This is a genomic window from Brotaphodocola sp. (assembly GCF_050873065.1).
In the GTDB taxonomy this organism is placed as follows: Bacteria; Bacillota; Clostridia; order Lachnospirales; family Lachnospiraceae; genus Brotaphodocola.
On the sequence record NZ_JBNMIC010000013.1, the window covers coordinates 14,197 to 27,866 of the forward strand.

Sequence of the window (13,670 nt, forward strand, 5' to 3'; positions counted from 1 at the left end):
TCACTGCCACGCTCATTACATAAGTCCAAACATTTCTTCCATCATCGCGCTGTCTGTGAGATATTTCTTCATTTTCTCTTTCAGCGTGCCCTCTTCCTTCAGGGACAGACAAAGTCCCATCTCATTGAGTGCCGCAAAACGGCTTCCGGCTGAGTTTGTCATCTCAATATCACAGGAGATGCTTCCCTCATCCACAAGAACCCTCTTTCCATTTTTCCGGTCATATACCTGATACTCCAGAAGCTCTCCCTCAAACAGGACTTTCTGGTGCACATAGATTCCCGGATATACCTTCCGAAGCTCCTCCGGCGCATAACGTTCCTCATCCGGAAGCACTCTCGCCATCAGCTCCGGACGGCTGTCCCGATTGCCGTGATACTCGACAATCACCTTGTCCATGATTCCGTCCGGCATCGTCATCAGACGTCCGAGATCGTGGAACCAGGCAAAGACTCTTCCCTCCGAAATCAAAAGATCCACAATCTTTCTCGCAAGCTCTTTCTGCTCCTCGCCAAGCACCTTCATCGAAGCGTAGTGACGGCAGAGCGCCAGAAGATAAATCGTCGGAACCCGGCTCTTGTCCTCCGCCTTGTTCACCACTTTCTCGAGATACTCAAAGACGCGTTCCGAACCGGTCTTCTGGTTCAGGAAATAATCCACGGACTTCGTCGTAAAGTAAGCGCGGACGACAAGCTCACTCGTCTGCCTGCCATCTGCATACCAGTCAAAGACCTGATCGAGACGATCCGTCTCCCCGCTGAACATCATCTGGGCGAGCAGACGCTCCGGCAGATCATACAGTGAAATGTGATCGCGGACACTCTGGCTGAGCACCTTGAACATCTTCTTCGTCGAACCGTTAAAGTACTCGCAGAGGTAGTCGAGGACGGAATCGTCGTAGCGTCCCTCCGAGAACAGCTTGCACGCGAGCGACACCAGAGCGTCATCGCGTCCTGAGATCTCTCCCTGAATCATTCCGGAACAGAGCTTTAAAAGGCGCGCACTGCGGACATTCTCCCAACCGTAAGTACACATGATGTTGAATGCGTCTCTGTAATAGCCCTGCCAGGTCAAAATCTCGCAGATCTGCCCACGCTCCGCGTTGTTCATCTTTGTCAGATCAAGCCGTGCTAAATACTCCACATCGTCCGGAAGTTCCCCGGCATCGCTCTCAATCATGCGCTGATCGTACTCAAGAATTCTCGAGAGTACTCTGCGCTTAAACAGAGGATTGAATTTCATCTCCTCGGATGCCCGTCTGAGACGGATCAGCTGTCCGTCATCGGAAATGCCGTGCTCGGCAATCAGTCCGCATTCCTGGAGGCGAAGCATCGGGTGCTCCGGGAAGACCTCATAACAGCGGGCCTCAAGCTCTCTCTCCTCCTTGTGGGACATCGCCGGAAGTTTCTTGAACGGAAGATTCGCATAGCGGTTTCCGTACTCGTCCTGAAACAGAAGGACCGGATTTTCTGCAAACAGCGGAACATACGCCGTTTTGTCCTTGATCGGGAATGCATCCTGTCCTTCCGTCTCCCCGCTGCACACAACGACATAGCGGATCGACGGGTTGTCGATCTGAATCCGGTACGAGCGGAGAATCGACGGAAGTACCTTTGCCACCTTATCGTCAATCATTTCCTTGTAGAGCATATGCTCATACAGAACTGCAATCCGGCTGTTGATCCGCGACTTGAGAAGCTGTTCCATTGCAAACTGCTCAATATCGCGCTCATATTTCTTGTAGAGCTCCGCCTCCGGATTCATGTATCGAAGAATGTTCACATACAGTGCCGCACGGCTGTTCTCATCCATGCTCTTCTCATAAGAGAAGTAGAGAAGCACCTCTCTCGGAAGCAGGTATGCATAATCCTCCGGGAGCGCATACAGGAAGTACTCGTAAAGTCTTGTCAGGCTGATTCCTTCCTTCAGCGCCTTCTGATACCACGTAAAATACCGGCTGTCCCGGCAATCGCTCCGGATCAGCACACCACACAGCGCGGAGAGCACATTTTTGTTCTCATACTTCTCGTACAGCGCCTTTAAAATGCGGTAATGCAGGCGGCGGCGCGGTTTGACCGTCACAGAAAGAGCTGAAATCCGCTTTGCAAGCTCCTCCCCGACAAGTCCGTGTCTCGTTCCGAAACTCATCACCTGCATCTCAAATTCATCGAGGCGGCGAAGCAGTTTCGGGTCTTCCTCAAAGATCTTGATTGCCTGCACATACATCCACGGGCTCGTGCAGCCCTGAGCAAAAAGTGTGTGCATCTCGTCAAGGATCCCCGCAGGATTCAGCGCCTGATCCGAGTCGACTAAAAGCTGGATCAGATAGAGGTATCCTCTCGCCATCGCCTTCTTCTCAATCGCTTCACTCTGCTTCACAAGGCGGATAAGTCCCTCTCTCTGTCCCGGCTTTTGCTGAATCCGGTAGAGAAGATACTGGAAATAGGAATAGAGCACACGGTTGTCGAGCCGCTGGCTGTTGACCTGTGCCCGGCAGGATTCGAGAAGCGCCATCGCCTTCTCCTTCTCTCCGCCTGCCACATAAAGTTCCGCAAGGCAGATTGCGTTCATCGCGCTCTCTCCCTCCGTCTCCTTCTGCACTTCCAGCTCCTGCTTCATCTTTCCGGCAAGGGACTGGCGGCGTTTTCCGGAAACCATCTCATACTCCAGTCTCATCTTCAGGTAGCGGGACAGTGTTTTCTTGCGCCCTTTCTGTCTCGGCGTCTTCGTCTCATCCTCCCCGACTGCCTCAATCGGAATATCAAACTGCTGCCGGATTGTCCGGACATGGATCACACCGAGATTTTTTCCGCGGTGGAGCCGTCCCGGATTGATTGCATAGGAGATCATGCAGCTCTGATCCTTAAAATCTTTCCGTTCAAAGTCTTTTCTCGGAACCTCAAGGAAATCTCCCTCCGCCGTGACCTCAATCTGCACAGCTCCCCAGGTATCCGCCTTTACTTCAAGAAGATCCATGCGGATATCGGAAAGTCCCTCATAACGTCTCTGGTTCGTATCCACCGTCAGCGTCACCGGCTTTTTCGCTCCCAGGGCAACAAGAAATTCTTCTAACTGGTTCTGGCGGTTCGGTCTTCCCTTCAGCCCATCGTAGAGCGCACGGACGCGCAGATCCTGCATAAACGGTGCTTCCGCAAAATCCTGGTACTCGAACAGTCTGAGCGCCAGTTCCTGATCCCGGTGAACCAGGTCAGCCAGGTCATCGGCTGTCTGAAGCCCATCGAGGACTTTCCCCGACGCACCAATGTCGACGGAAAAAGAAAAAGGCACCTTTTTCTCTCCCCCATTGGTCACAAGATAAAAAGCACCCGAAATCACATCGTCTTTTGACAGGTTTCTTCCGTCGATCTCATACGTGATGTGATTGCGGTTGCCTCCAAACGCCTCTTTATAAATCCGGACCCGGGGATTGGAAGAATATGCCAGTCCCTTAATAAAACGTCCCTGAAGATCCGTCACATATAATTCTTTTCTCGTCAGCTCTCCGGCCTGTATTGCTTCTTCCACTGACTCCGGGACAACATGTACCTGCAAGACATCGGTATCCACAATTCCCCTCGCCAGACGGTTAATCTTCTCTCTCATCGTATCTCCCGCAAATTTCTGAGTTTTATCATCTTCATTTTTCAACATGGATATTTTTTATGATATTCACATTTTTTAATGAGAATCTGTATCTCGATAATCTTCCCTATATTATCACATTTTTACTTGATTTAAAAGGATTAAATTGTTATGATTAAGAAATTAAGAAAAATATAAGTATATCGATCATTTCGATATTGCTTTGCGAAAAGAGGACCGCCATGATGTTATCGGAACCGATGACTTTGTACAAACTTATGAATCTTTATATGCTTCGTCAGGTCAGTTTTCCACTGACGAACGCTCAGCTGACTGACTTTTTTTTACAGCATGAGTACACCAGTTATTTCACGCTCCAGCAGGCACTCAAGGAGCTTCAGGAATCCGGCCTTGTCCGCACGGAGTCCACACACAATACCACCCGCTACACGATCACGAAAGAGGGCGAGGAGACGCTCAGCTTCTTCGTAAAAAATATTTCTCCGGCGATCGTGGAAGACATGGACCAGTATCTGAAAAAGAACCGTCTGCGCATGAGAAATGAAGTCGGCGTTGTCTCCGACTATTTCAAGTCCACGACTCAGGATTACACCGTCCACTGCGAGGTCCGCGAGGGAAAGAGCACGCTGATTGATTTAAGCATCTCTGTCCCGGACCGCGAACAGGCCGAGGACATGTGCGCGAGATGGAAGGACAAGAGCCAGACGATCTATGCCTACATCATGAAAACCCTGATGGGCGGCGGGGAAGACACCGAAAATTGATGGTTCCCTGCCATTATATGGACATTCCAAAGGGGGACAGCCGGAAACCGGCTGCCCCCTCTTTTTTGTGTCTCCACTTATTTATGTTTTTTATTATTCCTCATAACCGTTCGGGTTATTCTTCTGCCAGCGCCAGGAATCCTCACACATCTCCTTGATTCCGTTCTTTGCCTTCCAGCCAAGCTCTCTTGCTGCCTTGCTCGGATCACAGTAGCATGCCGGAACATCTCCTGCGCGGCGGTCCTTGAAGACGTAGTTGATTTTCAGATGGTTTGCCTCCTCGAATGCATGAATCACATCGAGCACGCTGTAACCAACACCGGTTCCCAGATTGTAGATCCAGACACCGCCCTGCTCCTTGCTCATCTTGTCGAGAGCCTTCACATGACCGTCTGCAAGGTCCACTACATGGATGTAGTCACGAACGCAGGTGCCGTCCGGGGTATTGTAGTCATTTCCGAATACGCCAAGGCACTCCAACTTTCCTACTGCAACCTGAGTGACATACGGAAGCAGGTTGTTCGGGATTCCCTTCGGGTTCTCACCGATACGTCCGGACTTGTGTGCTCCGATCGGATTGAAGTAGCGGAGAAGCATAACCTTCCATTCTGGATCTGCGGTGTGAAGATCGGTCAGGATCTGCTCGAGCATTCCCTTTGTGCGTCCGTAAGGATTCGTGATCTCGCCCTTCGGGCACTCCTCCGTGATCGGGATAAATGCCGGATCTCCGTATACGGTTGCGGAAGAACTGAACACGATGTTCTTAACTCCGTGGCGACGCATCACATCACACAGAATCAGCGTTCCGGTGATATTGTTGTGATAGTACTCAAGCGGCTTGTACACAGACTCGCCAACTGCCTTCAGACCTGCAAAATGAATGACTGCATCGATCTTCTCATTCTGGAAGATGTGCTCGAGTGCCGGCTCGTCCAGGAGATCTGCCTCATAGAATGTCACCGGCTTTCCAGTGATCTCCTCCACGCGCTTTAATGATTCCTTGCAGGAATTGCACAGGTTGTCAACCACTACCACATCATAACCTGCATTCAGCAGCTCTACGCAGGTATGACTTCCGATATATCCAGCTCCGCCCGTTACCAAAATAGTAGCCATAATGCCCTCCTCTTTGCTATCTTAATATGTTTCTGATAAATGAATTTTGCATCAGCCAAAACAAAGTAAATTTGTATCAGCTTTGCGTTATTTTCTATTATAAGGGGAGAACCGCGGAAAAACAATGATATTTTCTTCGGAATCTGTTTAATTTTTATCGAAGTTTTTTTATGACTTTTTCCGCTGCCTCTTTTCTCTTTCCTCTCTCCCACTTTTTTCCCGCCGGTTCTGAGATAAACGGAACTCATCAGAACCGGCCACGATCAGTTCTGGCACAGAAATGCCCGCATTTTCAGCACTGCCTTTTTCTCAATTCTCGAGACATAAGAGCGGGAAATCCCAAGTTTCGCCGCAATCTCCCGCTGCGTCCACGCGCGTTTTCCCAAAAGCCCATAGCGCATGCCGACCACGGCCTTCTCCTGCTCATTCAGGCAGTTTTCAAAGGCCTCATAGAGTTCCCTGATATCCTGATCGAGAATCATCTCTTCCAGAAAATCTTTATTTTCCGCCTGCACCACATCCACAAGCGCAATCGCCTCCCCGTCCTTATCGAGACCGATCGGCTCAAACAGGGAGACTTCCCGGCTGTATTTTTTTCCCGCACGCAAAAGCATCAGAATCTCATTTTCAATGCACTTTGCCGCATAAGTCGCCAGTTTCGAGCCCCGGTCCGGGTGAAACGTATTCACTGCCTTGATCAGACCGATCGTCCCCACCGACAAAAGATCCTCCGTCTCATAATCTGTACTCTGATATTTTTTGACTACATGAGCCACCAGTCGCAGATTTCGTTCAATCAGGATATTGCGTGCCCTCAGGTCTCCCTCTCTCAGGCGTTTCAGGCAGGCACGTTCTTCTTCAGGTGTCAAAGGCTTTGGAAATGTCTGCACAGAAAAAGCCACCCTGAAGCTTACTTATGATAATGTATGCTTCGGTGGCTTTTCCAGTGCCATTCCGGCTTTTCCGAATTTGCGGTTTCTCTTATACGCACTGCACTATTTTTGTATCCTGCAAATTTTTCAATTCAGCAAACTCGTATCCGTATACAGCACTCGATTACAGATCAGCGTATAACATGCCCCGAACGCATTTGCGCCGACACGAAGCAGCACCGCCATCGGAAGACCAAAAAGTCCTGCCGCTATGGATAATGCTCCAAATGTGTTAAATGCAGTCTGCCATGCATATCCCGCGGAGTACCCTACTCCGATTCCGCCGATCATCCCGATATAGGGGTGCATGGACTTTGGAAGCAGCACATAGAGGCCAATAAACAGGACACAGCCGACAATGTTAAACATCCATCTGTCTTTCGATCTCGCGATACAGTCCTGCGGAAACGGAAGGCACACAGATATGCAGGCAATTCCCGCCCACATCGCTCTCGGCAGCCCTAACAGGTTCATAAAAAGCATTGCACTGCATACAATCAGTGTCAGCCTGATATACCATCTGCCGCGCGCAGATCTCAAGTCAAACTCTCTAAAAAGATCCAAAAACGTTCTTCTGTACGGGCGGTTCTTCTGGTTTTTATAAAAAATAACCATACAGAGAATCATTCCAACCGCAAGTCCCTCAACTCTCAGAAGATACTCCTGCCCCGTCACCGGATACCCCAAAAGAAGCAGATAGCCCAGAACAAACGTGGAGTGGTTATGCATGATCACGTTGTGGCAGCCCAGTATCATCAGAAGCAGAATGCAGCCACTGTTGACGACAAATGCAGGCAGCGGCGAAACCATATGGGCTAACCGCGGTCCCACCATCAAAACAGCGAAGATCCCTGCAATCGAAAAGATCCCATGGGCTGTCCTGATCCCGAAATCGGCCTGACGCAGCACAAGCACGGCAAGCAGAACTGTGACGCCAACCACACTGTTATCGCTGCCGGTAAGCTTGCTGTACGCACTCACCACCGCCACACAAAATGCCATAACCAGATATACCTTAAAATTATAAATCAAGATGTGACGGAGTTTTTCTTTCTTATCTGCGGTATTTCTGATCAGCTGTTTGGAACCGGCAGAACTCAATTGTAATTCCTGATAAAATGTCATGTTCTGTTGTCTCTCCCTCAAAAAATAAAATCACTGATTCTGTCAAATCGGCAAACAGCACTATATCGCAATTTTCACGAATCGTCAATCCTCAATCTGTACGTCGACACTCGCAAAGAGCATCACTCAGAGTCAGAACAGACCCGGAATCCTGCGTGTTAAACGGAATATTCCCGGAGAACCAGTTCTGTGATCCCAGGATTCTCACCCCCTGTCACCCGGAGCACTTTTGGATTCTGCCCATGTCCCAACTCCCGGTAAATCGCTCTCTGGATCGCATTTCCCCGGTTATACCCGTGAACAATCCGGATCCGATAGGTACTTCCATTCGCCCGTTTGATCAGCGCATGAATTCTCTCGATTGCCTGATCTGCCGTCATTCCGTGCAGATCCGCATCAATGTATGGTTCCTGTCTCATAGTTTTCTCCTAAAAATGATACAATAAAATACAATTTCCTACTATGCAAAAATCATCGGATGCGCCGGTAACGCCTCCGATGACTTCTTATTTCTCCATATACTGCCGGATCGTGCTGATCAGCATCTCTTCATCGAGCGGCTTTGTCAGGTGTTCGTTCATCCCGGCATGTTTGCTCAGCTCCACATCATCGGCGAACGCATTTGCAGTCATCGCAAAGATCGGGATCTCCCGCGCGTCCCGTCTTGCCATGCCTCGAATCGCTCTTGCTGCCTCTAAGCCATCCATCACCGGCATCATAATGTCCATGAGAACCAGATCAAAGCTACTCTCCTCAGAAGTCTCAAAAATCTCCACAGCTTCTTTCCCATTTCTCGCCATCGTCACTTCCATCCCGGCATTCTCAAGGAAAAACTTGGCGATCTCCATATTGAGTTCATTGTCCTCCGCCAGCAAAACCCTGCATCCGGCAAGCATCTGATCCGACACTTCCTTTCTGCCCGCCGTATCTTCCCGATAGCTGTAATCAATCTCAATCGGAATGAGAATCGTGCAGACCGTCCCGACATCAAGCTTACTCTCCACTTTGATCGTCCCGCCCATCATCTCGACAAGCTGTTTCGTGATCGTCAGCCCGAGACCGGTTCCCATGTAAGACGTTCTCGCATCGTCCTCCTCCTGGGAAAACGGTTCAAATGCGTGCTCAATATAATCCTCACTCATTCCGCGCCCGCTGTCTGCACAGACAAAGCGGTAGAGTCCCCGCCCGTTCTCGCAGGAAATCTCCTCCGTCGTGAACTGGACAGTTCCCCCGTCCCGGTTATACTTGACCGCATTTCCGGCAACATTCTGCAAAATCTGCTTGATATGGAGCGGACTTCCAATCAGATGAAAATGGCGGGTTTTCTCATGCTGGAATGAGATTTTCAGATTCCGGACCTCCCCCTTCATCTCCGCAATGCTGCTGACTTCCCGCAAAATCTGGAAGAGATCAAACGGCTTGCGTTCCAGAATGATCGCTCCTGATTCGAGCTTGTTCATATCGAGCACATTGTTGACAAGGTCGAGAAGAAATCCGACTGCCTCCTTGACCTTCTTCCTGCATTTTTTCAGCGTCACGACATCATCCGAGTAGTGATCCGCAATCGCAATCATTCCCAGAATTCCGTTGATCGGCGTCCGGATATCATGGCTCATTCTGCGCAGGAAATCCGTTTTTGCCATGTTTGCACGGCGGGCATCCTCCGCTGTCTCCATCAGTTTCTGCTTATACTCTGCCTCTTTCTGCTTCTCCGCATCAATCTGGCGGACCACATAGAGCACATTTGTCACCCGTCCGCTCTTGTCACGCTTCTTCACAATAAATCTCGCAAGATGCCAGGAACCCATAATCGCATGGTACTCGACTGCCACACTCTCCGTGTCGCGAAGTCGTTCCTGCAAGGTGGAGACATCAAGGAATTCTTTCATCATCTCCTGATGCTCCGGTGCGACAACACTCTCCCTCGCCTCCCGCAAAATCTCCTGTGCACTTCCGCATTTTCCGGTCAGCCGGTGCATATCCTGCCCCGCGGAGATCTCCTCATACGTCCCATCCGTCAGATCAATCCGGTAGATCAGCCAGTAGAGTTTGCTGATCGAATTGATGATCTCGCTGTTGAGCGTTGCATCCGCGAGCGCATTCTCAAGCTGGATCTTCTGTCTTTCCTGCTCCGCGACAATGTCGTCGACGTAGCGGTAGCCCATCACCACCTTGAATCCATCCGTGTCCTGAAGACGGGCAATCTGAACCTCAAAGCACTGCTGACCGGCGGGATTGGGATAGGTACGGAAGCGATAGGCGAATCTCTTGTTTTTCTCAAGATACGGGATCAGATACTCTGCGCTCATCTTCTCCACAAAGTCCGGCGCCGACTCCGGCACAACAAAATGATCAAAATAATACTGAATCCGGAAGGAGAACGACTGGCGCCCCACTGTGATCTCCTGATCTGCAACCGCTGCATTCGTGTCGCATCCCTGCTTCAGTGCAATCATGGTGTCTTCTATGAGATCGCAGTAATAGACCGAGGTATAGTCGATGCTCAGCACATCGAGAATCTTTTTTTCTTTATTTAACTCCTTCACACTGTTTTCTAACGACTGCTGCTTCTGCTCCAGTTTCTCCATCATCGCCAGATTCTCTTTCAATCCACCGATATGTCCGCCGATGGAGGTGAGAAGTCTCAAAGACAGATCCGACCTGCTCCGTTCCGGATTGTCAAACCCGATACAGCCGTTTAATTTTCCACGCACAAAAATCGGAATCAGAATGACCGCATGCAGACCCTGACCTTCAAATAATGCATACTCCTGCGGCATCTTCTCCCTGTCTTTCTCCCAGTCCATCGAGATGACTGCTTCCCCAGCAGTCAGCTTCGGCGTCCAGTTCGGCATCTCTGCCAGTCTCAGATTCTGCATCTCCTCCATCGTGTGAGGAACACCCTCGGCGCACCACTCATGCGTCATGCGCAGGGCCTCCCTGCTGTCAGAAGTCCATGTAAAGAGATAAGCGCGATCCGACATGGAATAATGACCAAGAGAAGCGAGAAGATCCGGCATCATCCGGTTCAGTTCTTCCATACTTGCGACATTGTCAAACATGGCAAGGTTGTCAAGAACCTCATCAACCGTGCCGAGCACAGCCTGAAGTTCCCGGTATTTCTTTGCCTGTTCCAGAATTGCTATCTTTTTCTTCCGCGTCTCATTTTTCATGCATAACTCCAATTTCTCAAATTTTCCCTTTGCTTTGCCGATTTTTGCTGATTCCCTGACTGACAAAGAAAAATGGGTCTCACTTTACAAAGTACAGCTAAATACAGCAAAAAACCGTCTGTGAAAATATTACTTCCACAGACGGCGCACAAACAATAAGCAAAAAATCTCCGAAAAAGATCAGATCACTGCTGCAACCGGCTGTCGTAGTTCCATGCAACGTAAAACTTCAAATTCTGCTGAACCTTAGACCCATTTGGCTTTGTGTCCTCGTCTTTCGGCGAGTTTACTAAATATGTCGTTTTTTATCAGAGTTATTATACTCACTTCATTTTCCAATGTCAAGAGACAGATCTCGTTTTACCCCCCCCGATTTGATTCAGCCAACAAATATTAAGAAATTCTTAATATTTTAAAAGAGCTGACCCGGCAGTTTTTTCTTTTCTTTCTTTGGAAATGTACGGTCAAACGCCTCCGCAGCCTCCTCCCCTACCAGATATCCTTCTGGTGTCGCGTACTCACCGGTGATCCCGTCCAAGTATCCCGCAGTCAGCTCCCTGCACAGAAAGAATGAAGCATCTTCCCCCTCTTCAAGCCCATGATAGCGGATTCCAAACTCGCTCGCAGGACGAAAGCCACTCTTTCCATAAAAGTCGATATTTCCCTCAAAGCAAAGCGCTCCGCAGCCAAGTGCTTTTGCCTGCTCTATCGAGTAATCAAGCAAAAGTTTTCCGTACCCCTTTCGTTTCCACTCGGGAGCAATACAGATCGGTCCCATCGTCATAATCGGAATCTCCCTCCCGTCATCTGCATGGATCACGGCTCTCACAAAAACATTCTGGCCAATCAGCTTCCCGTCCTGCTCCATCACAAAATCAAGTTCCGGCACAAAATCCGGATTCTCTCTGAGCTGATTCAACACATAGTGTTCAAGGCATCCCGGGCGATACACATTCCAGAAACTCTCCCGGACAAGGTTCTCCACATCCCGCTCCTCTTCTCTCTTTTCCGGGCGGATCACAACAACTTTTCCGTCCCGCTCATTTTTCAAAATCTTTTCTTCCATCTTTCTTGTCTTTTCCATTGTCTTTCCCTTTCTTTTCTACAAATTTTTCCACCTCGGATGCAAATCTCTGTGTCACATTCTCCCTCGCACTCTGATCCCCGGCACCGTCATACAGGCTGTAAAAGAAAAACATCAGCGAATAAAATCGAAGTGCCTCTTCCTCCGCCCGCAAAATTCCCATCTGTTTAAACAAATCTCTCACATATCCCACCGGGCCCGCGACAAGATACTGCTGATAAAGACCCTGCATTTCCGTGCTGCGAAACTGCTCTAAAACAAGCATTTTTCGAAACGAGGAGGCAAAGTCATCTTCCGTCCAGTACGCGAACATCTCCTTGCTGTACCTGGCAAAATCCTCCAGTTTGACCTTCCCGTACTCATCCGGCATCTCCTCCAAAGTTCCCTCTGGCATCTCACACTCTTCCGCCTGCTCTGCATCCCCCGCTTTCATCCGTCTGACAATATTCAAAAAAATATCCCTCTTGTTTTCATAATGGCGGTAGAGGGCTCCCTTCGTCATCCCAAGTGCTCCCGCAATCTGACTGACAGAAACCGCCTCATATCCATCCCTTGCAAACAGGTGAAGTGCCACCCGCAAAATCTCCTCTTTCGTATCCCTTGTCTCTCGTCTCATCCACTCTTCCTTTTCTCTATTTCTCTGTTTCTTTGTATCTCCGTTATTCTGTGATTCTTTTTCCTGTCACTCTGTCTGTGACCACCGTTCTTTCTTTTTTGTCGATAATCGTTTTTTGTAAACGATCGTTTACTTATCTTCATTTTTAGTATAGTGAACGATCGTTTATTTGTCAAGAGGCGCATAAAAAAAAGAAGAATCCGCTCTGTCAAATCAATGATTGACTGACTGCGGATTCTCCTGTATTTTTTACTTTATTGTCTTTGCTTTCTTCTTATTCCTTAGTTATTATGTTTTTACTTTTTAGGTTTTATTTGTTTTAATTCTCAGTTATTTCGTTTTCGGTATCTCTCTTGCATTTCATCTCTTACCCATTCACAGCACGGCGGATTGCAGTGAGCAGTTCGTCATACGTCTCATATGCCGGAAGTTCCGGATGATCTTTTTTGATCTGCTCGGTGCTCCGGAATAAAAATCCTGCCTTGCTCGCCTCGATCATGCCGAGATCATTGTAGCTGTCTCCGCTTGCAATCGTCTCAAATCCGATCGACTGGAGTGCCTTCACGGTCGAATACTTGGAGTTCTCAATTCTCATCTTGAATCCGGTGATCTCTCCGTCTTCTGCAACCTCGAGAGAGTTACAGAAAATCGTCGGCCAGCCGAGCTTCTTCATCAGCGGTTTTGCAAACTGGGTAAAAGTGTCGCTGATAATGATCACCTGTCCCATCTCGCGCAGCTCATCGAGGAACTCTCTTGCGCCCGGCATCGGATCAATCTTTGCGATCGTCTCCTGAATCTCCTTGAGCCCAAGTCCGTGCTCCTTGAGGATTCCCAGTCTCCACTTCATCAGTTTGTCATAATCCGGCTCATCTCTCGTGGTCCGCTTCAACTCCGGAATTCCACTCGCCTCTGCAAATGCCACCCAGATCTCCGGTACCAGAACTCCCTCTAAATCCAAACAGGTAATGTACATGATTTTTCTCTCCTCCCGGCAAAACGCCTGACAAAATGCCTGTATCTTATTTTTATTGATCTTAGCACAGGACTCCAAATTTTTCCACCCTGTTTTCTCGCATTTTCCATATTTTTGTTACCGTTCATGCCCTGCACAGACCACAACATCTCTTTTACAGTTTTTTTCGTGCTTTTCTGACTCTGTTCTGGGAAAATGGGATTGCTGTTTTGATAAATCTGTTTTAAAATCTTAGATAAAATGAAACTGTCAGATAAAATGAATGCTAATGAATGCTTCTGATA

General features: G+C 48.9%; 11 protein-coding genes and 1 riboswitch. Of the genes, 1 reads left to right on the top strand and 10 read right to left on the bottom strand.

The genetic code is table 11. The features are described from left to right. Positions 1–15: 15 nt before the first annotated feature. Positions 16–3,603 carry a DUF5717 family protein gene (locus ACR0QE_RS05315; protein WP_432627323.1) on the bottom strand — a complete coding sequence of 1,196 codons (3,588 nt, stop codon included), beginning with the start codon at positions 3,601–3,603 and terminating at the stop codon, positions 16–18. Positions 3,604–3,827: 224 nt separating this feature from the next. On the opposite strand from ACR0QE_RS05315, the gene ACR0QE_RS05320 reads away from it, so the two are divergent. Continuing rightward, positions 3,828–4,367, top strand: a complete 540-nt coding sequence (locus tag ACR0QE_RS05320) for a DUF4364 family protein (RefSeq protein ID WP_432627366.1) — start codon at positions 3,828–3,830, stop codon at positions 4,365–4,367. A 93-nt stretch (positions 4,368–4,460) separates the two neighbouring features. Here the strand turns inward: ACR0QE_RS05320 and galE are convergent, their stop codons facing one another. From galE to thrH, 9 genes are all read right to left on the bottom strand, one after another. After that, positions 4,461–5,483 (bottom strand): UDP-glucose 4-epimerase GalE, encoded by a 1,023-nt coding sequence (gene galE / locus ACR0QE_RS05325; protein WP_432627324.1) that lies wholly within the window; start codon positions 5,481–5,483, stop codon positions 4,461–4,463. Next, complete coding sequence (locus ACR0QE_RS05330; RefSeq protein ID WP_432627325.1) at positions 5,465–5,695, bottom strand: hypothetical protein; 231 nt, start codon at positions 5,693–5,695, stop codon at positions 5,465–5,467. The genes galE and ACR0QE_RS05330 overlap by 19 nt, the downstream gene beginning before the upstream one ends. Before the next feature lie 51 nt (positions 5,696–5,746). Next, a complete protein-coding gene (gene sigK / locus ACR0QE_RS05335; RefSeq protein ID WP_432627326.1) occupies positions 5,747–6,373 on the bottom strand; it encodes an RNA polymerase sporulation sigma factor SigK in 627 nt (208 codons plus the stop codon). A 129-nt stretch (positions 6,374–6,502) separates the two neighbouring features. After that, positions 6,503–7,540, bottom strand: a complete 1,038-nt coding sequence (locus tag ACR0QE_RS05340) for an FUSC family protein (protein WP_432627327.1) — start codon at positions 7,538–7,540, stop codon at positions 6,503–6,505. A gap of 158 nt (positions 7,541–7,698) precedes the next feature. Continuing rightward, a complete protein-coding gene (locus ACR0QE_RS05345; RefSeq protein ID WP_432627328.1) occupies positions 7,699–7,959 on the bottom strand; it encodes a Smr/MutS family protein in 261 nt (86 codons plus the stop codon). Positions 7,960–8,046: 87 nt separating this feature from the next. Beyond that, positions 8,047–10,713, bottom strand: a complete 2,667-nt coding sequence (locus tag ACR0QE_RS05350) for an ATP-binding protein (RefSeq protein WP_432627329.1) — start codon at positions 10,711–10,713, stop codon at positions 8,047–8,049. Between the two features lie 189 nt (positions 10,714–10,902). Next, positions 10,903–11,014, bottom strand: a riboswitch (cyclic di-GMP riboswitch). A gap of 111 nt (positions 11,015–11,125) precedes the next feature. After that, entirely contained in the window at positions 11,126–11,797 is a 672-nt protein-coding gene (locus ACR0QE_RS05355; protein ID WP_432627330.1) for a GNAT family N-acetyltransferase, read from the bottom strand. After that, positions 11,754–12,413: a TetR/AcrR family transcriptional regulator gene (locus ACR0QE_RS05360; RefSeq protein WP_432627331.1), complete on the bottom strand. Its 660-nt coding sequence runs from the start codon at positions 12,411–12,413 to the stop codon at positions 11,754–11,756. Before ACR0QE_RS05360 ends, ACR0QE_RS05355 begins: the two co-directional genes overlap by 44 nt. Before the next feature lie 367 nt (positions 12,414–12,780). Beyond that, positions 12,781–13,386: a bifunctional phosphoserine phosphatase/homoserine phosphotransferase ThrH gene (gene thrH / locus ACR0QE_RS05365; protein ID WP_432627332.1), complete on the bottom strand. Its 606-nt coding sequence runs from the start codon at positions 13,384–13,386 to the stop codon at positions 12,781–12,783. Between the last annotated feature and the right edge of the window lie 284 nt (positions 13,387–13,670).